Origin of the sequence: Paenibacillus sp. NPDC058177, assembly GCF_042883835.1 — a bacterium.
GTDB lineage: Bacteria > Bacillota > Bacilli > Paenibacillales > Paenibacillaceae > Paenibacillus_AQ > Paenibacillus_AQ agri.
In genome coordinates this window covers 383,773-407,987 of sequence record NZ_JBHVVB010000006.1, presented here as the reverse complement: position 1 = coordinate 407,987, position 24,215 = coordinate 383,773, and the positions used below count along the sequence as shown (strand labels likewise).

The following is a 24,215-nucleotide window of genomic DNA, read 5'->3' as shown; positions in this document are numbered from 1 at the left end:
AACCCCTTGCTATTACTGGTTTTTTTGTTTTTCTATAGTATATGAGTACAAAATTTGTTGGTAATAGATAGATATGAGAATAGAATAGTGAAAATTCGGGTTACTATTGATACTTTTCGGAAATGAGGGATGTTCTTGGAATGGGAAAACCGCACTTGGGTCAATGAAGATGTTTTATACAGTCCGAAGCGTAAGGTAAATAATCGTAGAAGTCATTTTTACCCACATATTATTGGGAGCTTTTACAGTACCAAAAATTTAAAGCCGGTGGCGTATGAATCTTTGTCTGAACGAATGTTTTATTACTACTTAGAAATAGATACAGAGGTAAAAAGATATTATGTACAGCCTATAGAAGTGCCTGTCTTCGATGGTAAAGAAGAGTGGATCCATGTTCCAGACGTTCTAGTGTATAAACAACGCTTCAATCCGTTACTGTATCAAGTAAAACTTGAGCCTGAAACAACTCAAAATGATAATGTAGAACTCTGTAATAGATACTGCAGAGCAGTAGCACTAGAACAAAATTGGGAATATGATGTTGTCTATCCAATGCAACTTCCCAAAGATGTACAATACAATCTCAAACTTCTTAAAAGCTTTCTGAAAGAAAGAAAATATTACCCACAATGGACTGAAAAAGTAACCTATAGACTGCGCTGCATTGAATCCTGCTCCATAGAATATCTTGCCTCTAGTTTCATTAATACTATTGATCCTCTTTTTATTAAACCGCTGATATTTAATCTCATAGCCAAAGGAATATTTTTTGCTGACATAACGGAGAGAATTAGTTCGCAAAGCATTATTATATTAAATTCTCAAAACCTTTCTTCTTTGAAAAGCTTAGAGGGAGGAAACATGTATGGCGTTTAGCCAACTCAGGCTTTATTCTGAATGTCACCTATACGGAAAAATATTTAAGATAGTTAGGATAGAACATCCAAATCTTTGGATAAGACGACAAGATGGAGAAGATCTCCAAATAGCTTTTGCTGATCTTGTGAATCATCCCACATTCGTGCCTGAAGGGACCATGAAGTTCGAAAAGAAGAAAGAAAAGAAAGCATATGATAATGTAATAGCAAAATTAGATGATAGCAAAAGAGATGAAGTTACTAGGCGATATGAATTGATTCAACCGTTAATTGTTCTTGAAAAAATAAAAGCTGGTGATATTCAGGCAATAGCCAAATTTCACGATAGGTGGAAGGAACTGCTGCTTGAGGATGAAGAGGTAAATAGCTTAAACCAAGAGACGTTAATTGACCGAATAGAAAAACTTAATAAAAAACGTATAGAACAAGAGATCAGGATGGGAATTGAACCAAAACGTGGTGTATCAAGAGCAAGTATAATGCGCTACTTATCGGAGTATCGCCGTGCAGAATCAGAAGCTGAGTCACAGGGATTGGCGGGGCTAATATCTAATCAAGGAAGAGGATATACTGGCCGGAAAGATAATAAAAGTATGACCATTTGTCATCCTGATAATCCTGAAGTCATACTGGATACAATCTTTGTTCGACTAGCAGATAAACAAATTGAAATTCTTAAAGAAACTATAGAAAGAGATTATTTAAATAAGTATCGTGTTTCCAAAGCAACCATTCATAGGTATGTAGAACGAAGATGCGGCAAGGTAAACGAACCTGAAGTGAGTTATAGTACAATATCGGATATTATCGATCGTATTGATAAAAAGGCCGTTGAGCGACTTCGATATATGAAAAGAGCTAAGCAAATATATGATGAAGTAGCTCGGGGTTATGCGGATCGTGATGCTATTTGTCGTTTAGATGTTATTCAAATGGACCATACCCGTTTAGATATGCAAGTCATTGATGATGCAACTGGTTTAGTTATTGATCGTCCGTGGCTAACAATAGGAATTAGTGTTTATGATCGAGGCGTTTGGTGTTTGTATTTATCTCACGAAGGTCCGTCAATAAACGTGGTAAGAAAAGCGATTCAACATGGAGTTTTTGCTAAAAACACAAAAAAAGAGTATGGAACAGAACTAGAGTGGGAAGTATTTGACATCCCAAATATTATATATGTTGATAACGGAATGGATTTTAAAAGTAATGATATTAAAAGGTTAGTAAACGAAACTCTTGAGTCGGAAATTATGCATAGACCAATTAAGATTCCTCATTATGGTGCAGTCGTGGAAAGATTGATCGGTACGATTAACAGTGAGCTTATCCACAATATTATGGGGACAACGAAGAGTAATATTTTTGATAAAGGGGAGTTAAACCCTGAAAAGGATGCGTTCTTAACTTTAAGCCTGCTTCGTAAAATTCTTGTCCACTATTTTGTTGATATTTATCCTTTGCGTCCACATAAAGGCCTGGTTAACAATATGTCGCCAATGGCGAAGTATAGAGAAAGTGTCAGCGAAGTAGGGTATCCTGATTGGATTGATAAAAGTGACGAAGAAAGGTATAAAATTGATTTCTTGTTAACAGACCAAAAACCATATACAAGAGATGGAGTACGTTGGGACAACAAAATATATAAATCTGAAAAATGTAGCGACATTATTGGGACTAAAACAACAAAGTATACAGTGAAATACGATATTGATGATGTATCGAAAATATATTTATTGCATCCAAAAACAAAAGAGTTTAATGAGCTTTATTGTGAAACTCCGCCTTACGAAACAGTAGCGGGGGTTAATCAATATACCTACAAAAAATTACAACAGTTCATACGGGAGGAAGGAAAAGAAAAGTTAAAGCTCTTACCTGATAAAGCTCATATGAACAGGGCTTGGGAGAGATTAGCACAATATATTAGCGAGGGATTGAAAGACAAGAAGAAGATTAGACAGGTAGTTGCCAGAATGGAAGGAGTAAAAGTAGAAGTTACTACTGCATTTGAGGCTCAGCAAGCTGTTCAAATTCAACAAGTGCAAATTGCTCAAAACATCGAAGAAGAACTTTATTTAATTGCAAAGAAAGCAGAAGAGTCTAGTAAAGGGGCATGTTAAATGGAACGAAAACAAATCAGGGCATTAGGCCGTCGAGTCAAAAAAATATTTATTGAACATGACGAAGTAAAACGCATCTGGAGCCGATTCGACGGTATGAGAACATACATTAAATTAGATCAATTTGAGGATGAAGATGAAGAAGAAAATGACGATGACGATAAAAGAAATCTGTTTCTTACTGGATTATCCGGTGTTGGAAAATCACAGATCGGAAAAAGGTATGCTAAAAGTGTTCCTAGATACACAGAAATAATAGATGATGAAGAAATCGATATTATACCTGTTATCTATGTAGAGCTCCCCTATCCATTTACCCAAGCAGAATTCTATAAAGAAATACTAAAAGCCTTAGGGACTGAAAATTTTAAAAAGGAACCTACGGTTAATGAGTTGAGAAATCGAGTGTTTCACTTGTTAACGAAGCAAAGGGTTGAAATGATTATCTTTGATGAAATGAATTTTATAATGCGGACTAAAAACTTTGACAACCAGTCAGCAATGGAAATGCTGAAAAAGTTATCTAATCAACTTCAACTATGCATTGTTTGCATGGGTACTCCACAAATTGAGAAACTTCATACGATGGAGGATGAATATGTTCGACGATTTGGTAGAGATCGTATTGAGCGTTTTGAGAAATGTGATGAGAAATTCTGTGAGTTATTAGAACGTATCGAAAAAGCTATCGAATCGCCAAATCCTATAGGTCTGCATGATCAATCCACAGGTTTGCCACAGCTGTTGCATTACTATTGCCAAGGTCGAATTGGATATTTGCATTTAATTTTAAAGGAAAGTTTTAGATTACTTAACGTATATGAAGAAAATGTACAGGTTGAATATTCAGAAATTCGATTAACGGTCGACATAATAAAGCAAGCGAAATTTAATTTATTCCGCAAGAATGATCACTTAATTACACCGGACAATGTGGATAAGAAAGAATACATGGTTTAAGGGAGATGATTTGTATAGGCCACCTTACTATTCGTCCAATACCTAGGGAAGGCGAATCCTTAAACAGTTATTTGATGAGAATATGTAAGGCAAATATGATATCTTACATGGATTTATTAAGGTATGTTCAACCTGTTGAAAATAAAGATGTATTTTACAGACGTTCTATTCGAATAGATATCATGCCGCAGCAAAAACATGATATGAGCAAACTGGCAATTCTCCTTCGACTATCTGAAAATAAGTTGTTTGAAATGACCTATGATTCTTTGAGGTTAAAATTAAATCAATATGGATTGTACTTAGGAGATGACTTTCTCACGTTGATGCCTTTATTGTTAGAATCAAAACTACGAAAGTTTTGCCCTCTCTGCCTAAAAGAAAACTTTGGATTTCAATTGTTATGGCAAGTAAAAAATATTGATTGCTGTATAAAACATAATATCAAGCTAAGTACTAATTGCCCATCCTGTAATCAAAAACAGAATTACTTCCATAATAATTTAGGATCATATCGTTGTAATCATTGCGATAGTGCTTTGTTTTTTGAAAATGAAACATTTGAAAGAATCGATGATTATTTCGCTATGCGAAAATTTTTGGACTGGCAGTATATATTAGATCCTCAAACGCAATTGTTTCCAGAATCAGATATTGGAGTGGAAAAAATGCTATGTATTTCTTTTATTTATTTTCTGCAGTTTCAATTGGAAGAATTTCCAACCAACTACAACTACAATCTTGTTAAAAAAAAATTAAGACATGATTATCTGCATAGCATTATTAGATATATCAATGATAAAAGTTCTCCTCAAAAAGTAACCTTCTCCTATTTAATGAATGTGCTTAGTAAAGAAAATTTAAGATTGGAGGATTTTGCAAAGGTAAAGGTACCGAAAAGCTATACTAATTCATTATTTTACCAGGAGGAGATATCCGATAAATTTAAATGTCTAACTCCATGGTGCGTTAGTTATCAAGAATCTGATAGTTTAGTAGAAATTCCATTTCTTTCTTACTCTTATCATAAAAAAGAGAAGTATTCAAAGAATTGTATCTGTAAAAATGTAGCATTAGATATGGATATAATCAGAGTACTAAACAGTGGGAAGAAAAAGAAGGAAGATTAGTTTGGATTGATAAAATAATTCATATGTTGTGGTTTAACAAGAGTCGAAAGGAAATATTGAAAAATTTAAATATTTCTAGTAAAAAAATTTAATGAGGCAGTTGGTTATGCTTTGCGATACAATTTAATACCAGATTTCATGAGAGAGAAATATAAAAAACATATCCAATCAATTTTTAATATAATCGAATGCTTCTTCCCAGAGGGAGTTATGACCCCATCATATAGAGTAATACAGCAGTATGGTTGGCACGAAATTGAGTACTTTTATCACTATTATAATCCTGCAGTTCAAAGATTTCGCTGGGTTGAATACGTACAAAAAACTAATTATCAAAACAAACAGAAAGTAAAGGAACTCCAACCTCAGATAGAAGAAGCGATAACAAATATTATTCTGAACGAAGAAATCACTAACAAAGAAATTGCAGCTTCGCTTGATATTGTATTCACCAAGTTTCGACAGCATGGCCTTTTAAAAAAGACAAATGATATTAAAAGAAAGTTTAAAAATGATACTACTCAAATTGAATTACTTGAGAAAGTAAACCAGTTTGTTGTTTTTACTGAAGAGAAGAATTTACCCGTAAAATGCAAGGATGTTTACGAATATTTAGGGAAAAGCTCTAATGCAATTAAGACTGTTATGCCATCGCTAGCAGTTTATATTACAGAACAATCTGAGTTAAGTAAAAGGAAATACCAAGAATATAAAATGAAAGAACTTATGATTGCTGTGGACGAGTATATACTGGATGAATACAATAATATAGGAAAAATACCTTCAATACGTAAAATATCTAAAGAGTTTAAGGTTAATGGAAAACTTCATACTAAGTACCGCCTTGTATTAGAGCACATTCAGCAAACCATTTATTCTCTAAAACAGAAACATAAGTTTTAGATGTTTTAGATTGAAAATTTCTATCAAAAATGGGGTTAAAATACACTCCACGAGTGAATACTAGTAAAAAACTCTTGGAGTGAGTCTAATGTCCAAAAAAAATAGATTTACAGTAAGACCTCTATTACAAGAAGAGGAGTCATTATTTGGTTTCTTACTACGTTATAGTACAGCAAACTCAATTAGTCTCTGTGATATTTTAAATAAATATAAAATTAGTAAATATAATCTGCATTCTGGTGACTTTCATAAAATAGATAGTATCCCTGAAAGTATCATTGACTTGGAAAAACTCAGTTTTGATACTAAGACTCCCAGGGAAAAACTAAGAGCATGTAGCTTTTATAATATCGTACTCAAATTTAAAGGTAGTAGTAAAGACTATCATAGTCAATTTTTAAAAGGCTATTTTCGGAGCATTCTCCACTACTGTCCGGATTGTTTTAAGGACAAGCGTATTTTGAGGCTTGCTTGGAAATTTGATTCGATTATAATTTGCGAAAGACATCAAAGGCCGCTTTTAGAAGCGTGTCATTCTTGTCAAAATACAATCCAATATAAAGATATGCAAAAAGTGAGTTTATGCCCACATTGTTTAAATGATTTAAGCAAAAGTAAAGATATAGAACCCGTTAGTAGTATTCCTGATCAAATAAAATCAGATCAAGAGTGGTATAAGTCAGCTCTTTTAAACCTTTCAAAAAATCATTTAGATATTCAATTGCATCAAAGTGAACTCGCCATGAAAATATTGTATATCCTTAATGGTTGCAAACTTGAATTTAATAGAAAAGAAACTAGAAATAAAGTTAAAGAGGCGACTTTGATTCATTATTTGCAATGTGCGAGAGGAACAACTCAAAAAAGCACACTCCATTTGAGAAGTATATTAAGCATTTTAAAAGTTCATAGCGTGGAGGTAGGTACTTTTTTAGAATTGGAGGTACCAACTGAGTTTGTAGCTTCTATCTTGAATCCTAATAAAGTAGAGAAAAAAATATATACATGTATTGCTCCTTGGTGTTTGAGCTACGGATTAGAGGGAAGGTTACTTACAACTCCATCGAAAAATATTCAGCAGCATGGCCAAATATTAAAACAGTACTATGTTTGTTCGGATTGTGGTTGTGAATATGCATCAGATGTAAACAATAGTATGATCGAACGGACTAATTTTATTAAAGGCTATGAGATCCTTTCGAAAAGAAATGTGAAAAACTTAACTTGGCCGGAAAGAGAAAATTTATTTGGAATAAAAAGAAATAAAATACTCAGGATTCTTTCCTATTTTTCATCGCGGGAGATTTTCAGTGATCAATTTAAGTATGGTGAAGAAGATATAAGTGATGAAAGAATAATGGAGTTTATTGAAAGCATACATTCGGGTGAGAAGATTTATGATATCCGGTACTGGAAATGCTGGGGAAATTATGAGTTGTATTTACTTCATAGATATCACCCCAAGGTAATTAAAGCAATAATTAAAAATATTAATTTGCCAAGTGCGAATTCAGTATGCGATGAAAATTTGGCTAAACAGATTAATAACATATTTAGTCGAATGATTGAAGAAAGTGAAGAAATCAAACTGTTTAGTGTTGCAAAAGCAGTCGGATGTTGCGCTACAACTATTAGAAACAAGGGTTGTTCGGAAATTGTAAGCGAATTTAGAAAGATGCAGCAGAGACTTTTTAGAAAAGAAATAATTAATAAAGTAGAACGCAACATTGACGAATTTTTTATCCAACATGAAGGAGGGAAAATACTCTCAAAAGAATTGTTCAATAATCTTGATGTCTGCCGCGGAACAATCAGGAAAATTCAACCTGATTTCTGTAAAGAAATAGATAGAAGAAGAACAGAATGGAATGGGATAGAGGAATTAAAGGAAGATAAAAGGATTATTTAAATCGGCTAAATATAATCGGTTTATTTATTTACAACTTAAAAATAATATCCCGCGGAATATGTTTATAGTAGAATAATCTAAATGGTAAAGGATTATGTTTTTTGTATTATAATAAACTTCTAATAATACATAAGCAAATAAGAAAACGAATGACAAAAAAAATTCTAAGTTGTACTTTAATTTTAAAAGTATGTTTGTTTGCAGTTAAGTTTTAATCATGATTACTCCCTAAGAATTTTTTGGGGGGCAAGTCATCGATGATGACATCAATTAGTGTGTTCTCTCCATCTCTGGGATTAGTGAGCATGTTGATCAAGGTGATGGCACGCTCTAACCCGGATAGTTTACCTTTATCGAATTCAGTGAGTTGATGTTTCTTTTTTCATGTTCTACTAAATTGTGTAGGGCGAATAGTATATCCTCCTTTTGAATTAACTCGTTACTCATATATCATCAATACCCCTTTCAATTAAATTTAGTTGAATTCAAAAAAGAAACCTATAAATATCAAGTGTTGTTACATTTATTGTCTTTAAAGTCAATGCGGGATTTTGTTGTAAAATAACGGCTCAACCCAATAATCAGTGCTTGACAGAAAATAGAGCCCTGCGGAGAGACAAAAGGTTTCTAGAGAAACGTTAATGTTCGCCTTTAAAGACCGATTTCAACCAAAACCTCAATTATAATAGAGGGAATCGAACTTAAACAACGATCAGAAGTACCCTTTGTCCTGAGGGCTATGCCTCAGTTTAAGTCGAGCGCTGGTTTATAGTTTGAGCCTTTAAAATTTAATCAATTTATTTAAAGGAGTATAAATTAAATAATGAAAAAAACCAGAGCACATAATCTTGAAGAAATCTCTCAAAATCATTTGGAAAAAATAACGATAGAAAGAAATTGGATATATAGAAAAAAAGATAAAGACTACGGCATAGATGGGGAAATTCAATTTGTAGACTCTGAAAATAATGTGACGGAAAGAATAATGTTAATACAATTAAAAGCAACAGACACTCCAGTTAGAAATAACGTTGTAAAAAAGGCAATTAACGTGAAGAATTTATTGAGCTATGAAAAACAATGGTTACCAGTATTTATAATGTTTTGGATTAACCCAATTCAAAAATTTTATTATGTTTTCGTGCAGAAATATATCAAAGAAGTTTTAGATCAGAAAACGCCAGGCTGGAGAAGTAAGAAAAGTATTACCTTATCTGAATTTGAAAGCTTGGTTGACCCTGATGATTTAAATACTTTAGCGTTAGATGGACAACTGTATATTATAAAGAACAAAATGGGTATTTCCGATGAAAAAGCAGTTTTTTACTGGAATGAAGGCATACTATCTTCTGATAAACAAATTGTGAAAGAAACTGCAGTTGAAATTATAAGTATGGCTAAAAAAAGAAAATTTAAAGAAGCTAGAGAGTTAATTAGAAAAACGAGAATGAAATATAATTTAAGTGTCAAAGAAAATATATCTTTGTATACATATGAAGGGGTGATACACAGTGATTTATGTGAGTATGAAAAAGCAATAGAAGTTCATAAAGAAATTTTGGAAATTATAGATGAGAAATCAAGTGAAGAATTACTTGAAATAAAAATAATTACATTTGGTAATATAGGAATCGCATATAGGCTTACTGGGAAAATAAAAAAAGCTGAAAAATATTTTTTGAAGGTTTTAGAGAATCATGAACATGTAGATAAATTATTCTTGGCTAATGCACAAAATAATTTAGCAGTTTTGTATAAGAATACTGGTCAATTTGAGGATTCTTTGAGACTATATATGCTTGCTTTGGAATTATACGAAATAATGGATAGTAAATTTAATATAGGCATAGTATTAGGTAATATTGGTGTATTGTATAGGCGTTTAAAAGATTATGAAACTGCTATGAAATATGCTGACATGTCTATAAATATAAGTTTAGAAATAGATGATAAGAATAATATTTCTAATCAATATGGTAATAAGGCTTTAATTTTTGACGAATTAAAGTTTTACGAAGAAGCTATTTATTGGCACGAAAAAACTTTGAAGATAAAGGAAGAAATACAGGATAAAAAAGGAATTTATTTATGTCATGGGAATATAGGCAAGGCTAATATGAATAAAGGTGAATATTTAATAGCTGAAAGAGAAACGCTGAAATCGATCTCTGGTTTTAATGAGATTGGGTATATACAAGGGGCTAGTGAAATGTCAGTAAACCTTGCATTGATTAAAGCTAAATTAGGAAAAAAACAAGAGGCGGTAACTTTATTGAAGCAAGTAATTTCACTTTCTATTGATTTAAACCATGAACTATTGAAAAAATATGCAGAAACAGAGTTACGTAATTTAAATGGTTGAAAAATGGATCGAAACAGAAATCAGTGCTTGACTAGATAATCTAAGTATACAAATGGAAAAACATCTGCTAATCCTGTATTGTTGAAAGTCCTACCCAACAACAAAAAGGAATAAACAGATGCAAAACCAGTATATCAACGAAATGCTCGATTTGCCAGAACTAAAGATACATCAGATATTATCCATTGATGCTGAAGAACTTCACATCGAAGCCATACCCTTTGACGACAAACAATGTTGCCCCTTTTGCCATTCTCACCAAAACGTCATTCGTAAGGGGACAAATGGCAAGCGGATCGTGCGACATCTCCCCGCGTTTGAGAAGAAAGCCTTCCTGCATGTGCCGTCCATTCGCCTGTTTTGCACGCGCTGTGAAGTTGGGTTTGTTTGGGTATATGAATTTGTCGGACCTAAGCAACGCTACAGTAGGCGCTTTCGCGCCCATACGTTTGAACTAGCGCTTGGTTCTACAGCCGCACATAGCGCCCGGCTGCAACAAGCGCCGGCTAGCACGGTCCAACATATGCATAATGAAGCGATCCCATTGGAGAGTGAGCGGATCATCGAGCAAGTGTGGGAAGAAGCAAAAGAAACGCTTGAGCTAGTTTTGGGTGTCGATGACTTTGCCATCAAGAAAGGTAATACGTACAACACGGGCATTCACAATCTCAAAGGCGAAGCGATGCTGGACCTGCTACCAGGTCGAAAACTGGAGGATCTTCGAAAGTACGCTAAAGAGCATCCCGCCTTCCTGTTGCTCCATCCCAAAGCCGTCGTCATGGTTTTGGCTAAAGCTTACCATACCTGGATCCGTGAATGTTTTCCGAGTGCGATTCGCATCGCAGATCGGTTTCATGTTCACGGTTATGTGGTCGAAAGCGTACAAGAAGTTCGGAAATCCGTTCAGCAAACGCTATCACCGAGAGCAAAGGCTAACTTGAAAGCTAACCATCGCTTGCTCAATCCGCCTGTGGAATCGCTGGATGAGGAAAGTAGATCGCGGTTGGATCTGCTACTGAACTACTCGTCACTTCTTCGTGATATGTGGGAATGGAAAGAAGCGTTTACGACTTGGTATAACTGTTCGCCCAACTTTGCTGTTGCTAGACTGGGATTCGAACGTTGGTGTGAGAAAGGCAATCAAATCGATCACTCCGCCGTCCGAAGCACCCTGGAGACGATGCGAAATTGGAAAGAAGAGATCATGAACTACCATCAATGCCGTTGGACAAACGCTACAGTAGAAGGTCGCCATAATCGTATTAAAGCCTTTCAGCGCCGACATTACTTCATACGGAATCGCAGTCGCTATAAAGCGGGTATTCTCATTGAATGCAATCACCACCGAATGTTGAGCTAGCAGTCAAGCACTGATTTTGAGGTTGAGCCAAAATAACCTGATGGTTTTATTTATTTCATTAAATTATTTAATAAATATACATATAATTCAAATAAATTATCCAATAGTAGCTCGGATTACAGCCCACCACGATAAATATGTGGTGGGCTGTCAGTAGATTAAACTTTAGAATCATGCAATGCTTTATCTTTTCTATAAAGAAGTTGTAAAGAGCCGTATAGATTAGCTTCACTTCTGAAGGTACATACAGTAATATTTGGATTTGCATTGTGAAATGGATTTGCCTGTTTAATCTTTTGAATAGCCCACTTGAGCCGCTCAATTAGAATGGGCTGAACACTGATTCCTCCGCCAATTGCAAATAGCTCAGGGTCCAAGATATACTGAAGGTTCAAAATTTGTGTAGCTACGTTTAAACAGTAATGATCAAATACTGCACATGCTCCCAGATCACCGGCATTAATAAACTCGAAAACAGCCTCCACATTCGTTGAATCCTCCAAGCCTTTTATACTGGCAATCTTCTGCACCATATTTACAGCAGAGCATTCAAGTCCGAAAAAAGTTGCATCATGGGCTAACGGATCAATCCGGCTCATGACATAACTAACTTCACCAGCTGACAGATTTATTCCGCGTTGCAAGCTTCCATTCATGATAATGCCTGCACCTACAGCGGTTCCGAGTACGAGTACAACGGCGCTTTTGGCATTTTCAATGCTACCCAGCTATAGCACAGCAAGAGCAGCGCATTTGCCGTCATTTTCTATTGCAACTTCCTTGCCATAACGTTTCTTGATTAGGTGTGCCAGATTTACTTCATGCAAGAATGGGAACGATCCTCCGTGATACACCATGCCGGTTTCTATATCTATTGTGCATGGACAACTAATCGCAATTCCTTTAATATTATCGAGAATCTGGTCATCAATGATAGAGTATAAAACATTTTCCATATCACTAAGGCTTTCCTTACCCACTGGCCGCTTATCTTTGCTTACAATTTCTCCGCCTGAGCTCATTAATGCATATTTCACAAAGGTTCCTCCAATATCCAATACCAAATACATAAAACCTACTCCTACTGTTAATAAATTTAGACTAAGCAACTACACTGGCAGTTCTATATAATTGCAAAATTCACTACCCATATATACCGTTTGTCCAGCAATACGATAATCCTTTTTTTGAAGCCCATAGATAAAGTTTGGAAACAATAATTCATACAACACGAAGTTCTATAATAAACGTAATAATCCAAAAAAATGTGCTGATATGTAGGAAGACAAGAACTTGATCCCTTTGCCGATATTGGACAAGAACAGCCGATTTGATAAATATCATTACATAAAACACTGTGCCCAAAGAAAATAAATTCTAGACTGACGATGAATCATTAAGCTCTAATGGGAAATAATAGTTTCATACAAAATGTAGATTAAAACCTCTCTACTTGACTGACAAACACATTCAAGGATTCACCCGGAACATTATAAGCATACGCTTTACTGCACAAGATGCTAATACGAATGCACTTACAACTAAATCTAGGATTTCGCCCTACCACTGCAAAAGATCACAAAGAATTGAAAAAAAAGTAATCCGGATTGAGCAGAGACAGAAGGCTCTTTCCGGATTATTTCATTTTCTATGCTTCGAAACCAATGCTTCTCCGAATTAGATCGATTTTAGCTTTCGAGTAACCAAACTCGTACGTAATATCCATGCTTCAGTCGTTTAATTTCACTTTTCTTAACTCGTTCACTTAGCCATTTCTATACGTGACTGCCCGTTGGAATCGGACTTATCAACTTGAAGTAATCTGCAACCATGGCAGGGTAAACTTCGCCTTACGCCCATTTACATACCCGCACAAAGACTCTTCTTCCTTCAGAGAAATAAAAAATTGAACAGCTCCTTTGGAAAGAATGCTTCAACTCCTCACCGCACTTCTGGATCCCGTTTTCAACTCCTGCAGCTATAAAGACCACTGCGGTGGAATTGATTCTTAAACGCCAGTGGGCTCCCTGTGGCTAAAATGAGGTGTTACCGGTGCAATCGACAGGAATACCCGGCTCAGATTTAAAGCGCTCAATCAGAGCGCTGGCACGCGGCTCCAGAAAAACTACTACAACTGCTACTCTACAGATCAATTAACCTACGCTGCCGGGTGTTGCACTCCTAGAGCACGGTTGGCAGCTGGCCAGCTGAATCATCCTACTGTGCGCCAGTATGCGGACCCGGAAGAACTACTACAGCAGTTTCTTTGTAGATTAATCAACCGGCACTACGGAGATCCGCACTCTTTGAGCTCGCCTGCAACCCAGCAGATGGCAGCTCAAACTCCAGCGCTGCCATCTGCTGGTTCCGGAAGAACGCCTGCAGCTGTTGATGTGCAGATCGATCAACCGGATACATGGTTATCTGGACTCTTGGAGTTCAGATGCACGTCGGCAGTCGGATTGCTATCCTGAAGATAACCGTAGCCGGTTCCAGAAGAACTCCTGTAGCTGATGCTCATCTGTTTGATTAACTATGGCTATAGGAATCCGGATTGCGAAGCCAGGCCAACCATTAAAAGTGCATAGGCTGCAAGCTGACAAGCGTATACGGAAGAGCTCCTACAACAGTTGCTCTGCAGATCAACAGAGCCGCGGGCCATCCTCTACCACCGGTCACCGCTTGGCAGCTCCAGCACGCGCCCAACTACAGCTAAATCGCCTGGCTGCCGCGGTCGCCCGTTCGGGAGTATCAGTATCAAAGGAAGAACGGCAGGGCTGCTGGGGTAGGGAACCTGAAAGGTCGGTGGGAACCGTGGGGTGGACCGTTCAGCGGAGGAGCAGTTTCCTTAACAGTCAGTGGCACCTTGCGGCTCATATGAGTGCAGGTATTTCCGGTACAATACACTATAAATCTGTGTATCTCACTAATTTTTTTAGATTCTTACATTCCATCAGATATAAAGTGGTAACCATTGGATTTATCCTGTGATGATATACTTTCATTTACATAAAACTCTATGATACACTCGAAAAATACAATTAAGTATTTATTTTGGTATATTATAGGAGATTTGCCTCATGATAGCATCCAATTAATTCATTATAATTGCAATAAATACTATGAAAGGAGAGATTTTTGTCATATATATTTATAAAAAGTTGTTTTCACCAATTAAATAGGAGGTTAATAATTTGAAAAAACATTTTAAATTGGTACTTACTTTTTTATTCACTCTAATCTTTCTAAGTCCTACTTCAGTTTATGCCGAAAGACAAATGCCACTTGAAATTAAAACCTTTAATCAATCTATAGAACTAACAGTAAATAACCACAACAGCAAGTTTACAGTTACAGATCTAGATCGAGATAATAAAGTTTTATATGAAGGTTCCGATCAGACGATTGAATTAAATAATTTAGAACCAAATAGCTTATACCGATTCAAAGTAAGTTTATTAAATGACTCTGGATTAGAACAGGAAGCTTACTATTTTTCAACACAAACTAAATCAGATGATACTCAAAATCTACGTACAACAGAAAACTTTAAACTAAGTGTTGATGCAATCGTATCAAGTGACCAAGTAATTCTTTCTTGGGAGCGTTTTCCCAATATTGAAAAGTATGAAGTATATAAAGACAATAAACTAGTAGCCGAAGTTGAAGAATCTTTATTTGTCGATAAGACAGAGACGGTTACACCCTATAGCACTTATGAAATTCGGTTTGAAATTCCTCTATCACCTAACGAAAAACAAGAATTAAAATCTTATTATAAGGCTATTGGAAAGTCATTGACTGAAGATGAGTTAAACAATATTGCAAAAAAACCATACAGTATTATTAAAGTTGTGGATGCCTCTATTGTAAACCCAACATTACAACTTGCAGCCATTAATAATTCTTTTAAATGGACTTATAAAACATTTATTCCAATGGATTATGCAGAGGATCCTTGGTATAATGCAGCAACATGGGGACAAAATATTAAATTTTTCAAAGGTGATAATAGAGGATTTAGTTCTACAGCAGAAACGTATCGAACTAAAACTGTTGGTGATAGCGTTTTCTATACTGATTCAACCGTAGCTACCGAGGATTTCTTTAAAAATGTTTCGTCAACAAATGCTTACGATGCAAATAAAAATTTTGTGAGTTCAAAGACCGACTCAGGGGCATATATTAATCGACTGGTGAATAATATTTCATCAAGCAAAGTTGATGTAACTGTTTATCATAAATCAGGTAATCCTTATGCTGTTCAAGGAAATGAAATAGATTATCAAATGAGAGTTGTTACACAAAAAGGGGGCGCTTATAGTTTTGATGGAGTTCATGACAGAGCTCCTTCTCATGAATTATATGTTAGACTAAGTAATGGTACTACATTGACTATATTTAATCATGCTCATGAAGGATTTCAATATTTAGGGGCACCCAGTACATTAGCCAGAACATTTAATGTTTCAAATTAAATAAATTAAGACCGCCTATTGATATACATGAATTTCTTTAGGCGGTCGCTAATAATAATTATACAAAAAAAGGAGGAACTACTGGCCTTGACTAGACTCCTCTCTTCATTATTTTCCGCTTTACTTCTGTCAATCGTTTTCACAATGGTCAGCCAAAACAATAATACTGATGATAATGTTTTATACTATTCATTCATGACTGAATTTTTAAATGGTTTTTTAATACTGTTTAGCATTTATTTATTTTTTGTAACCCCTGTTTCACTGTATATAGATAAAACACTCAGAAATCGCAGTATTATATTACATCTCCTTCTATATTTTTTTATTGGCGGTCTAATGGGTTCATTAATTCTTTTGATCAATTCTGCAAATGATATAAAGGCATCGTTACAGTTAATATTACTTTTCGGATTGGGTGCATCTGTATTCTCCTTATTTTTACACCTGTTTGCATCGATTATAAAAAAAAGAAAATGACGTTGATTATATTGTAGTAGTAAAAAAGCTACTAGTGAAATTCATACTCTTGGGCTTTCTTTCACTTGCTTTACCAGTTAAATAAGCGAGAAAGAGGGAAGACGAATTTTCGGCCAACTATTGATATAAATATGATGGTTTAACCAGCTTAAACAAGTAACCCGCAACGGCTGACAACAAGCTATAAATACGATGGTGAGAGTTTAATGCTGATGGCATTCAACGATTTTAAGTTTCAGGGCTTCGTCTTCAAGTTGCTTCGGTGAAACGAACGATTGACGGTTCAACCACTTGTAAAAACCACTTCTAGATACCCCAGCCAGATTGCAAGCAGGGTAAGGTTGTATCCCTTATGAAGCAATTCCTTAATGACGACAAACTTTTTGCTGCTCGGAACAGCATCCATTCCTCCTTTCACATCTGTAAAAGCTTGTTTAACATTTCATTTTCTGCCTCGAGACGCTTAATCTTGGCCTCTGGATCTTCAGGACGTGTTCGGGGTCTGACTATTCCGGGTCCTTTGGCCTTCCCTCTTTTTTCTTCAAGACCCTCTAATCCCTCTGTCTTAAAGTGCTTCACCCATCGTCGAACCAGCGTATCATCGATTTCTATTTCACGCGCTACACTCTTATATCCCAACCCCTTTTTGAGATAGAGGTCAACTGCCTTTTTCTTGAACTTCTCATCGTACGTTCTTCTCATTTCGCCCATAAAAAATCCCCTCCATAGTAGACAGATTAAATGGCTTGCTTTTTTCTGTCTACTATAGGGGGATCATAACATCGGCCGATAGTATCCAAAGAAAATAAAGTATTAGAATGAAAAATAAAGTTTTAGACTCGGAAAATAAAGTTCTAGACTGAGGAAATAAAGTATTAGACTGCCACTGCTTCATTAAGCTAACGGGCAGTCTAGTTTAATAACAAAATCCATTATTTTCTTGCACATAAAGCTGAGCGTGTTATCCTTAAGAAGGAACATATTTTCAAGTCGTTGGACCTATATAAAAATAAGGTGGGAGTCTTTTTTGTGAAAAAAATCGTACTTAATAAGATAAAGAATATTTTAAAACTTGAGTTTGAAATACCAACTCAAGGTGTTAAACTTCTGACGGGGACAAACGGGATCGGGAAAACAACATTATTAACTGCTCTAGCCAAGATCGGAATCGGATCAGCCTTGGGTGATAATTTTAATAAAATAAATTCTTCAAATGCTGAAATTATTGATCCTTATCTTCACTCTAAATTGAGTTATCATGTTAATAATGAATCAGTTACTTACTCAAAAAATGCCCAAAATAGATGGATGCCTGATAAACTTGAAAATGCTAAGGTACTTACTAAGTTTGGATATGAATCCGTTCTCTATATTAAAGCTGATAGTTTAAGGTTGAAACCGGTAAAAAAGGATATTTATCATAGCAAGGTTTCGGCGGTAGACGTAAGACTAGTTTCTGCAATTTGCGAGGTTTTTGAAAACAACAAATTTTCAAATATGAAAGGGATAAAATTAGATGCTGGCCGTGCAGTGTATTTGGCCCCAAATGAGTCTGGTGGCTATCATCCAGAGTTTTATTTCAGTACTGGAGAAACGTGTGTTATTAATATACTGACGCGTGTACTGAATGCGAGTAGAGGAAGTCTTATTTTAATTGATGAAATAGATATTACATTATATCCTGCGGTCCAATTAAACTTATTGCGTTATTTAAGAAAAATTGCTGATGAATTTCGTCACACAATAATATTATCAACGCACTCAATCAACATGATAAAAGATACCGATATACGAGATCTTTATTTTCTTCATTCCCCGGCTATGGATGGGAACATTGAGGTAGAAAACCCGTGCTATCATACATTCGCCCTTAGAGGGATAGCAACCGCAGATGATATCGATTTAGACAATGTGTTTTTCGTCGAAGATGATGAAGCGAAGATCCTGCTTGATGAAGCTATTAAAGCCTACAAGGAATTAGTAAATAAAAAAGCGTTGTACCGCATTCTTCCGATTGGTGGCTGGCCCAATATATTGATTTTCTTAAATAATAATATTGGAATTCTTAAACCAACAACACGAATTGATGTTTTTTTTGACAAGGATGTTGAGATAAGTATTAATGATCTTCGTAAGAAAAGGGACAAAGAAAAATCAGAAATTGAGAAATTAGAGATTTTGAATAAGTATAAGACCAATATCAAATACCTTCCCATTACGCCTGAATCGGGTGTAGTTAAACATTTTGAGAGTAATTATCGTGAAATATCAACTGTTTTGGGCTTGACAACGGATATTAGCAATTTATTTAGAACGACAAAGTACAGCAGTTATACAAACAATAGGCAAGGTGATAAAAAAAGATTTAGTGATATAATAGAACAGATTACACGAAATACTGGTAAAGATAAGATTGAAGCAAAAAAAGCCTTATACAGTGACTACATCAAGAAAAATATACCAATAAGTGCATTACACGAGATGTTTGGTCCTGTTTTTAGATATTAGGCTTTATGTTTGACTCGAGCTGTGTATATGCTACCTGATACAAATCGTTTGGGGAGCCGAACACATTTAGACTGAATCATGGGTGATGATAAGAGGCACAAAGTTCTTAATGTTTAAGCTAACTGGAAACGATAGCGTAATAGAACTACGAAAGCAGCTGATCAAAGTGATCGGCTGCTTTTGTTCAACTGTCGGGCAGGATACTTCAAATATGTGCTAATATATAACAGCATGTTAGAAGGTTGAAATGGGGGGGGACGATATGAAATTTTACATAGCTTCCAGTCTCAAAAACATTGAAAACGTGAGGCGAGTCGCTGAGGATTTGAAAGCACGTGGTTTTCAGCATACTTACGATTGGACTACACAATCGAACGTGGACACCATTACCAAACTTCGTAGTATTGGTCAAGAAGAGGTTTCTGGGGTCTTGGCTGCAGATATAGTAATAGTTATGATCCCAGCAGGGAAAGGAAGCCATGTTGAGTTAGGAATTGCTCTGGGGGCAGGAAAGAAGATTTATTTATACTCATTAACAAATGAATTCAATGAGATCGGAAAGACATGTACTTTTTATCATGTAGATTCAGTTCAACAGAGGATTGGTTCCTTAGAAGACTTAATTAATTCAGTCTGTCTTGAATACCCAACAATATTAAGCTAATGGGGAACGCTAGTTCAACACGCCCCAGCTGATTATTAAAACCTCTCCTTAGAAGCAAACTAGATTTAATAGCTTCTAAAGGGAGGTTTTGTTATGCAATTAAGTGAACTGTGGAGGTTGTATGAAGCTGACAAGCGTATTCAAGGATTCAGTACGAGAACTTTAAAAGCATACGCCCTTCAGCACAAAATGTTGATGCAAGAGCTCGGCAATCTCGATATCATAGAGGTAACGTTAACCCTGTTGGAGGAGTACTTGGCAAAACAAGCTGATCGTTTGAAGCTAAGCAGCCTGGGACACCGAATTCGGTTTTTTCGTTCTCTTTTCCGATACGCTTATGAAGAGACGTATCTGACTTCAAATCCTTCTCTAAATTAAGAGAACCGAAATTAGATAAGCGAATTCCAAAGTTTTTGGTTGAGGAAGACGTCATACACTTAAAAGATCTCGTGTCAATCATTCAGGGAAAGAGCACTGCTGGAGTTTCTCTACAGCACCGGCTGCCGGGATGGAGAGGTGGAGAAGATCAACATCGAGGATCTGAACTGAGAGAACTGCTCAGCAATCGTTAATGGCAAGGGAGCGAAGCAAAGAGAAGTGTACTTTACGACAGAGTGCAAAGTATGGTTAAAGAAGTACCTGGCCAGCCGTGAGGACTCTTGCATAGCCTTATTTGTTACCGATACACATCCAACAAAACGAATGGCCATACCTACGATTAGATGGGCCTTAAAACGGCTTGCAGATCGGGGGAAAATTGAAGCGAACGTATACCCGCATCGCTTTCGACATACATATGGATGCCAGCTCCTTGATAACGGTGCCTCCTTAGATTTTATCCAAGGTATGCTTGGTCATGAAAAAGCATCGACCACTCAAATTTACGCACAGCTTCGCGGCGAACGTCGGAGAGAGCTTTATCGACTATTCTTTTAAGTTTCAAGGGCAGATTTGCCCAATAAAAAAAGATAAGCTAACAACTAATAAAGGGGGAATCTAATGGGGTACTGAATCTCTTTAATTGCAAACTTCGTAAATGAATTGTTAGACGCAGCTGCCAAAAATAATTAAAAGGGGTAATGATATGAAAACTATATTTCTTCGACCTGGAAAAGCGAATACAGAAGCTTTAAATGAGATTTTGTCGGTGATAAAAACTGAAACTGAATTCATCTCAGTTGCCGTTGCTTACTTTACTCATCCTGATATTGCAACAGCTCTTATAGAAAGAACCAAAGAAAATAGAAGGACAAGATTGTTACTAAACACATCTGATATAATTCGTCCGGCTGGTTCGGATTCGGAAGTTATTATTTCAAAGGAACTCCTAAAAGTTATCAACTTTGCTGACTATCAATCCAACCTTGAAATTAAAAGTCTAGGATTAAGAGCAAAGGGGAAATATCAAAACATGCATCATAAATTTATGGTTTCGAGAAACAAAGTGATTTTCGGTTCAGTGAATTGGACATCAGCTGCACTGAATAGTAATTATGAATGTTTGGTGGCTTCAACAGATAAAAAAATAATTGCTGAATTTTTGGATGAATTTAATGAGATTTGGAGAGATGCTCAAGAGTTGTACACTGATAAAGGGCAACTTAGGAGGATAATGTGTCCAAAGTGTGAGGAATCAGATGGTGTTGATTTTGAGAGTTTCGGACCTGTTTGTACCTACTGTGGACATAAATTTAAAATGATATAATTGTGGTTTTTCGAGGAAGTCGGCAGTAAACATCTTCTAACACGGTATTTACGCGGTGTGCCTTACGACCATTAGGCTGCAAGAGGCATTTCGGGGGAATTTGGGTCAGCAGACAACTTGTACGTGGAGGGGCTACTCGGTCCTGGCGGACCTTAAGCCTCTCAAGTCTGTTACGTTATCGGAAAGATGAGCAATACTGTAATTATAATAAAGAACGAGGTGTCGGTATGCCCAACAATAATACTAGATACCAGCAATCAATAGCTGCTGAATTTATTGCATTGAAGGACAGAGTTAAGTTTTTTATTGATGATAATCATTGGGGCGAGGATGGAAGATATAAAGAGATTATATTAATGAATTTTCTCCGACGTGTTCTGCCTGATAACGTAGCCGTCGGTACTGGTTTTGTTAAAAATCGAGCAAGCCAACTAACGGACCAAATTGACATAATTATTTACAAAAAAAACGAGCCTAAACTTTTCTCGGAAGGTGACTTTGTTATTTTAATGCCCGAGAGTGTTTTAGGCATTATAGAGGTGAAATCTAAAGTTACTCCTCAGGTACTTCACGGAAGAAAAAAATATGAGAGAGAGGTTCTTTCAACAATAGATAAATGTCACCTTAACGGTGAAGTCATTGGTAGGACCGATATTTTCAATGGTATATTCTCATATGAAAAACAAATGAGTTTTCGTGGGGGAATACAATCAAATAAACTTATAGACCAATTGAAGGAGAAACAGGGCTATATTAATCACATTTGCTTTGATGATAATATCTTTATGCGATACTGGCCGGAAGGAAACCCTACCGATATGCGCAATGAGAATAGACCATCTCTTAGTTTTTATGACTTGTCTTACGAGAAAGTCTTTCATCAACCTAATACAACTCATTCAGGGCTAGCATTTGGATATTTCATATCTAATTTGCTAGAAACAGTCTACAGGTTAGTTGCATCGAACGTACTTAATGAACAATATTTTGAGTTTTTGTATCCTCTTGAGCATACCAAAGAAGTTCATAGGATGCGGGATTGTGAAATCAGATTAAACTGACAAAATTAATGAAACTAGAGGGCACAACCATCCGTTAACACTGCATTCACGTGGTTATATTGATGGAGCAAATCTAATGTATATATTAATGAACTTTAGTCGTAATTCATTCAACTAACGGGGAACGTTAGTTCAATGAAACAGCGACAGTCTAGTACTTTATTTTCTCGTCCTTGGCTGTCGCTGTTCCAATTTCTAAGGTCAGTCTAAAACTTATTTTATGAAGTCTGGCGGTATAACAATTCGAAAAGCCGCGTGGAATAATGACACCAAGTCTAGTACTTTATTTTCTTTTGACAAAAACAGTCAAATTATAAAGGATTGCATTAACCGGAATAGTCAGTAAATAGGTGATTCCGATACCCAAAATTCCAGAACATGCCCCAATAATAAAGGTTTCTGCATTAAATACCCGTGGTAATATCCTTCTTACGGGCACCCAGTGCGCGAAACACTCCAATTTCTTTCGTCCGTTCCATAACAGAAATGTATGTAATGATTGCAATCATGATCAAAGATACTACTAGTGAAATTGCTGCAAAAGCAATTATCACCAATGTAATACCATCCATAATACTGCCTGATATGTTAGTAACAATAGCCGCGAGGTCAGTATCCATCACCTGATCATTGGTATCACGTCCTTCATTCCACTTGTCTAGATAAGCAACCACCGATTCTTTGGCACTAAAATCAATCGGGTACAGCGATACTGAAGTCGGAATATCTGTTGCTCCCAATGAAGCAAGTGCCTCTTCTTTGGTTACTGAAGCAGTACCTCTCGCCATACTTTCGCCTTGTCCCATCATGCCTAATGGACTTGAACCTACTCCAGCTGCGCCACTTCCTGTAACTACTTCTGATAATACTTGGCTGGTCAATACGTTGAAGCCTACTTTAATCCATGTGATTAAGGATGGTAAGAAAACATCATATGAAGAAAAAGTACCTCAAAAAGTTATGGGTATATCTGATGATGGATTCCAATACGAGATCGCTCATGTTAATGATTGCTTGCGGAAAAAATTAAAAGAGTCGCCAATAATGACATGGAGACAAAGTTTTTCAATAGTCAGACAATGTGATGAACTAAGACGTCAGTGGGGGCTCAAATATCCATTTGAGGAATAGAAAAAATCTGACTATAGATCGGAGAAATAGCGATGAATTATGAAGCGATTAAGGAACAAGAACGGTTATTGCGATTTGATAGATTTACTTATGACACGGGGATTGAAATCGGCTTAAAGATACTTAATGAAGCTAAACGAGAGGGACAGAATTTGGCGGTAGATGTCTCTATATGTGGTCATCAAATCTTTCATGCTTCGTTAGAGGGGACAACTGCTGATAATGACGAATGGTTAAGGAAAAAGAAAAATACCGTTTATCGATTTTATCAAAGTTCATTTGCTATTCAATTAAAGTTGAAAGAAGAAGGGAAGAGGCTTGAAGACGCATTTGCTTTAAGTTCAGCTGATTTTACGGATGCTGGGGGCGGGTTTCCTATAAAAGTAAAGGGTATCGGAATTATTGGAGCTATTGTGCTTACCGGCACTACCCAAGAAGATGAGCATATACGTATTACAAGTTGCTTAAGTGACTATCTAGGTATTCTTGATTGTCCGTAAACTTTAGCGTGGCAGTATTTATTCAATTGTATTCCGTTAGTAAACTGATTAAAACATTCATAT

21 protein-coding genes and 1 pseudogene are annotated in these 24,215 nt (G+C 36.0%); 18 read left to right on the top strand and 4 right to left on the bottom strand.

The genetic code is table 11. The features are described from left to right. Positions 1-135: 135 nt before the first annotated feature. From ACFVU8_RS23305 to ACFVU8_RS23270, 8 genes are all read left to right on the top strand, one after another. A complete protein-coding gene (locus ACFVU8_RS23305; protein ID WP_387430480.1) occupies positions 136-876 on the top strand; it encodes a hypothetical protein in 741 nt (246 codons plus the stop codon). After that, positions 866-3,001 carry a Mu transposase C-terminal domain-containing protein gene (locus ACFVU8_RS23300; RefSeq protein ID WP_387430478.1) on the top strand — a complete coding sequence of 712 codons (2,136 nt, stop codon included), beginning with the start codon at positions 866-868 and terminating at the stop codon, positions 2,999-3,001. Before ACFVU8_RS23305 ends, ACFVU8_RS23300 begins: the two co-directional genes overlap by 11 nt. Beyond that, positions 3,002-3,961: a TniB family NTP-binding protein gene (locus ACFVU8_RS23295; protein WP_387430476.1), complete on the top strand. Its 960-nt coding sequence runs from the start codon at positions 3,002-3,004 to the stop codon at positions 3,959-3,961. Between the two features lie 5 nt (positions 3,962-3,966). Next, positions 3,967-5,091, top strand: coding sequence for a TniQ family protein (locus ACFVU8_RS23290; protein WP_387430474.1), 1,125 nt, complete (start codon positions 3,967-3,969; stop codon positions 5,089-5,091). Between the two features lie 210 nt (positions 5,092-5,301). Next, positions 5,302-5,994, top strand: a complete 693-nt coding sequence (locus ACFVU8_RS23285) for a hypothetical protein (protein ID WP_387430472.1) — start codon at positions 5,302-5,304, stop codon at positions 5,992-5,994. 88 nt (positions 5,995-6,082) lie between these two features. Further along, positions 6,083-7,903 carry a TniQ family protein gene (locus ACFVU8_RS23280; protein WP_387430470.1) on the top strand — a complete coding sequence of 607 codons (1,821 nt, stop codon included), beginning with the start codon at positions 6,083-6,085 and terminating at the stop codon, positions 7,901-7,903. Between the two features lie 823 nt (positions 7,904-8,726). Continuing rightward, the gene (locus tag ACFVU8_RS23275) at positions 8,727-10,265 is read left to right on the top strand and encodes a tetratricopeptide repeat protein (RefSeq protein ID WP_387430468.1); all 1,539 of its coding nucleotides are present in this window, start codon (positions 8,727-8,729) and stop codon (positions 10,263-10,265) included. A gap of 118 nt (positions 10,266-10,383) precedes the next feature. Then, positions 10,384-11,625, top strand: coding sequence for an ISL3 family transposase (locus ACFVU8_RS23270; RefSeq protein ID WP_387430466.1), 1,242 nt, complete (start codon positions 10,384-10,386; stop codon positions 11,623-11,625). 158 nt (positions 11,626-11,783) lie between these two features. On the opposite strand, the pseudogene ACFVU8_RS23265 reads toward ACFVU8_RS23270, so the two are convergent. Next, positions 11,784-12,647: pseudogene (locus ACFVU8_RS23265) on the bottom strand (ROK family protein). Between the two features lie 1,170 nt (positions 12,648-13,817). Between ACFVU8_RS23265 and ACFVU8_RS23260 the strand changes: the two are divergent. Both ACFVU8_RS23260 and ACFVU8_RS23255 read left to right on the top strand, forming a co-directional pair. Next, positions 13,818-14,099 carry a hypothetical protein gene (locus tag ACFVU8_RS23260; protein ID WP_387430464.1) on the top strand — a complete coding sequence of 94 codons (282 nt, stop codon included), beginning with the start codon at positions 13,818-13,820 and terminating at the stop codon, positions 14,097-14,099. Between the two features lie 720 nt (positions 14,100-14,819). Further along, the gene (locus tag ACFVU8_RS23255; protein WP_387430462.1) at positions 14,820-16,103 is read left to right on the top strand and encodes a DUF3238 domain-containing protein; all 1,284 of its coding nucleotides are present in this window, start codon (positions 14,820-14,822) and stop codon (positions 16,101-16,103) included. A gap of 763 nt (positions 16,104-16,866) precedes the next feature. On the opposite strand, the gene ACFVU8_RS23250 is transcribed toward ACFVU8_RS23255, so the two are convergent. Together ACFVU8_RS23250 and ACFVU8_RS23245 are read right to left on the bottom strand one after the other, a co-directional pair. After that, the gene (locus ACFVU8_RS23250; RefSeq protein WP_387430461.1) at positions 16,867-16,989 is read right to left on the bottom strand and encodes a hypothetical protein; all 123 of its coding nucleotides are present in this window, start codon (positions 16,987-16,989) and stop codon (positions 16,867-16,869) included. Positions 16,990-16,997: 8 nt separating this feature from the next. Next, complete coding sequence (locus ACFVU8_RS23245) at positions 16,998-17,294, bottom strand: transposase (protein ID WP_387430459.1); 297 nt, start codon at positions 17,292-17,294, stop codon at positions 16,998-17,000. A gap of 318 nt (positions 17,295-17,612) precedes the next feature. Here ACFVU8_RS23245 and ACFVU8_RS23240 point away from each other — a divergent pair, with 318 nt between their 5' ends. From ACFVU8_RS23240 to ACFVU8_RS23215, 6 genes are all read left to right on the top strand, one after another. Next, positions 17,613-19,091, top strand: coding sequence for an AAA family ATPase (locus tag ACFVU8_RS23240; protein WP_387430457.1), 1,479 nt, complete (start codon positions 17,613-17,615; stop codon positions 19,089-19,091). 262 nt (positions 19,092-19,353) lie between these two features. Next, the gene (locus ACFVU8_RS23235) at positions 19,354-19,755 is read left to right on the top strand and encodes a nucleoside 2-deoxyribosyltransferase (RefSeq protein WP_387430455.1); all 402 of its coding nucleotides are present in this window, start codon (positions 19,354-19,356) and stop codon (positions 19,753-19,755) included. Positions 19,756-19,848: 93 nt separating this feature from the next. After that, positions 19,849-20,133 carry an integrase gene (locus tag ACFVU8_RS23230; protein ID WP_387430453.1) on the top strand — a complete coding sequence of 95 codons (285 nt, stop codon included), beginning with the start codon at positions 19,849-19,851 and terminating at the stop codon, positions 20,131-20,133. 219 nt (positions 20,134-20,352) lie between these two features. Further along, entirely contained in the window at positions 20,353-20,691 is a 339-nt protein-coding gene (locus ACFVU8_RS23225; protein ID WP_387430451.1) for a tyrosine-type recombinase/integrase, read from the top strand. 148 nt (positions 20,692-20,839) lie between these two features. Then, positions 20,840-21,460: a phospholipase D-like domain-containing protein gene (locus ACFVU8_RS23220; protein ID WP_387430449.1), complete on the top strand. Its 621-nt coding sequence runs from the start codon at positions 20,840-20,842 to the stop codon at positions 21,458-21,460. Positions 21,461-21,687: 227 nt separating this feature from the next. After that, positions 21,688-22,521 carry a DUF6602 domain-containing protein gene (locus ACFVU8_RS23215; RefSeq protein ID WP_387430447.1) on the top strand — a complete coding sequence of 278 codons (834 nt, stop codon included), beginning with the start codon at positions 21,688-21,690 and terminating at the stop codon, positions 22,519-22,521. 404 nt (positions 22,522-22,925) lie between these two features. On the opposite strand, the gene ACFVU8_RS23210 is transcribed toward ACFVU8_RS23215, so the two are convergent. Continuing rightward, the gene (locus ACFVU8_RS23210; protein WP_387430445.1) at positions 22,926-23,402 is read right to left on the bottom strand and encodes an ABC transporter permease; all 477 of its coding nucleotides are present in this window, start codon (positions 23,400-23,402) and stop codon (positions 22,926-22,928) included. Between the two features lie 4 nt (positions 23,403-23,406). Between ACFVU8_RS23210 and ACFVU8_RS23205 the strand changes: the two genes are divergently transcribed. Next, positions 23,407-23,652, top strand: a complete 246-nt coding sequence (locus tag ACFVU8_RS23205) for a hypothetical protein (protein WP_387430443.1) — start codon at positions 23,407-23,409, stop codon at positions 23,650-23,652. Positions 23,653-23,684: 32 nt separating this feature from the next. Beyond that, positions 23,685-24,152, top strand: a complete 468-nt coding sequence (locus tag ACFVU8_RS23200; RefSeq protein ID WP_387430441.1) for a heme-degrading domain-containing protein — start codon at positions 23,685-23,687, stop codon at positions 24,150-24,152. The last annotated feature ends 63 nt before the right edge of the window (positions 24,153-24,215 follow it).

Coding starts and splice junctions, on each gene's coding strand:
- ACFVU8_RS23300 (WP_387430478.1), top strand. CDS start 866: ATGGCGTTTAGCCAACTCAGGCTTTATTCTGAATGTCACCTATACGGA.
- ACFVU8_RS23295 (WP_387430476.1), top strand. CDS start 3,002: ATGGAACGAAAACAAATCAGGGCATTAGGCCGTCGAGTCAAAAAAATA.
- ACFVU8_RS23290 (WP_387430474.1), top strand. CDS start 3,967: ATGATTTGTATAGGCCACCTTACTATTCGTCCAATACCTAGGGAAGGC.
- ACFVU8_RS23285 (WP_387430472.1), top strand. CDS start 5,302: ATGACCCCATCATATAGAGTAATACAGCAGTATGGTTGGCACGAAATT.
- ACFVU8_RS23280 (WP_387430470.1), top strand. CDS start 6,083: ATGTCCAAAAAAAATAGATTTACAGTAAGACCTCTATTACAAGAAGAG.
- ACFVU8_RS23275 (WP_387430468.1), top strand. CDS start 8,727: ATGAAAAAAACCAGAGCACATAATCTTGAAGAAATCTCTCAAAATCAT.
- ACFVU8_RS23270 (WP_387430466.1), top strand. CDS start 10,384: ATGCAAAACCAGTATATCAACGAAATGCTCGATTTGCCAGAACTAAAG.
- ACFVU8_RS23250 (WP_387430461.1), bottom strand. CDS start 16,989: ATGGATGCTGTTCCGAGCAGCAAAAAGTTTGTCGTCATTAAGGAATTG.
- ACFVU8_RS23245 (WP_387430459.1), bottom strand. CDS start 17,294: ATGGGCGAAATGAGAAGAACGTACGATGAGAAGTTCAAGAAAAAGGCA.
- ACFVU8_RS23235 (WP_387430455.1), top strand. CDS start 19,354: ATGAAATTTTACATAGCTTCCAGTCTCAAAAACATTGAAAACGTGAGG.
- ACFVU8_RS23230 (WP_387430453.1), top strand. CDS start 19,849: ATGCAATTAAGTGAACTGTGGAGGTTGTATGAAGCTGACAAGCGTATT.
- ACFVU8_RS23220 (WP_387430449.1), top strand. CDS start 20,840: ATGAAAACTATATTTCTTCGACCTGGAAAAGCGAATACAGAAGCTTTA.
- ACFVU8_RS23215 (WP_387430447.1), top strand. CDS start 21,688: ATGCCCAACAATAATACTAGATACCAGCAATCAATAGCTGCTGAATTT.
- ACFVU8_RS23200 (WP_387430441.1), top strand. CDS start 23,685: ATGAATTATGAAGCGATTAAGGAACAAGAACGGTTATTGCGATTTGAT.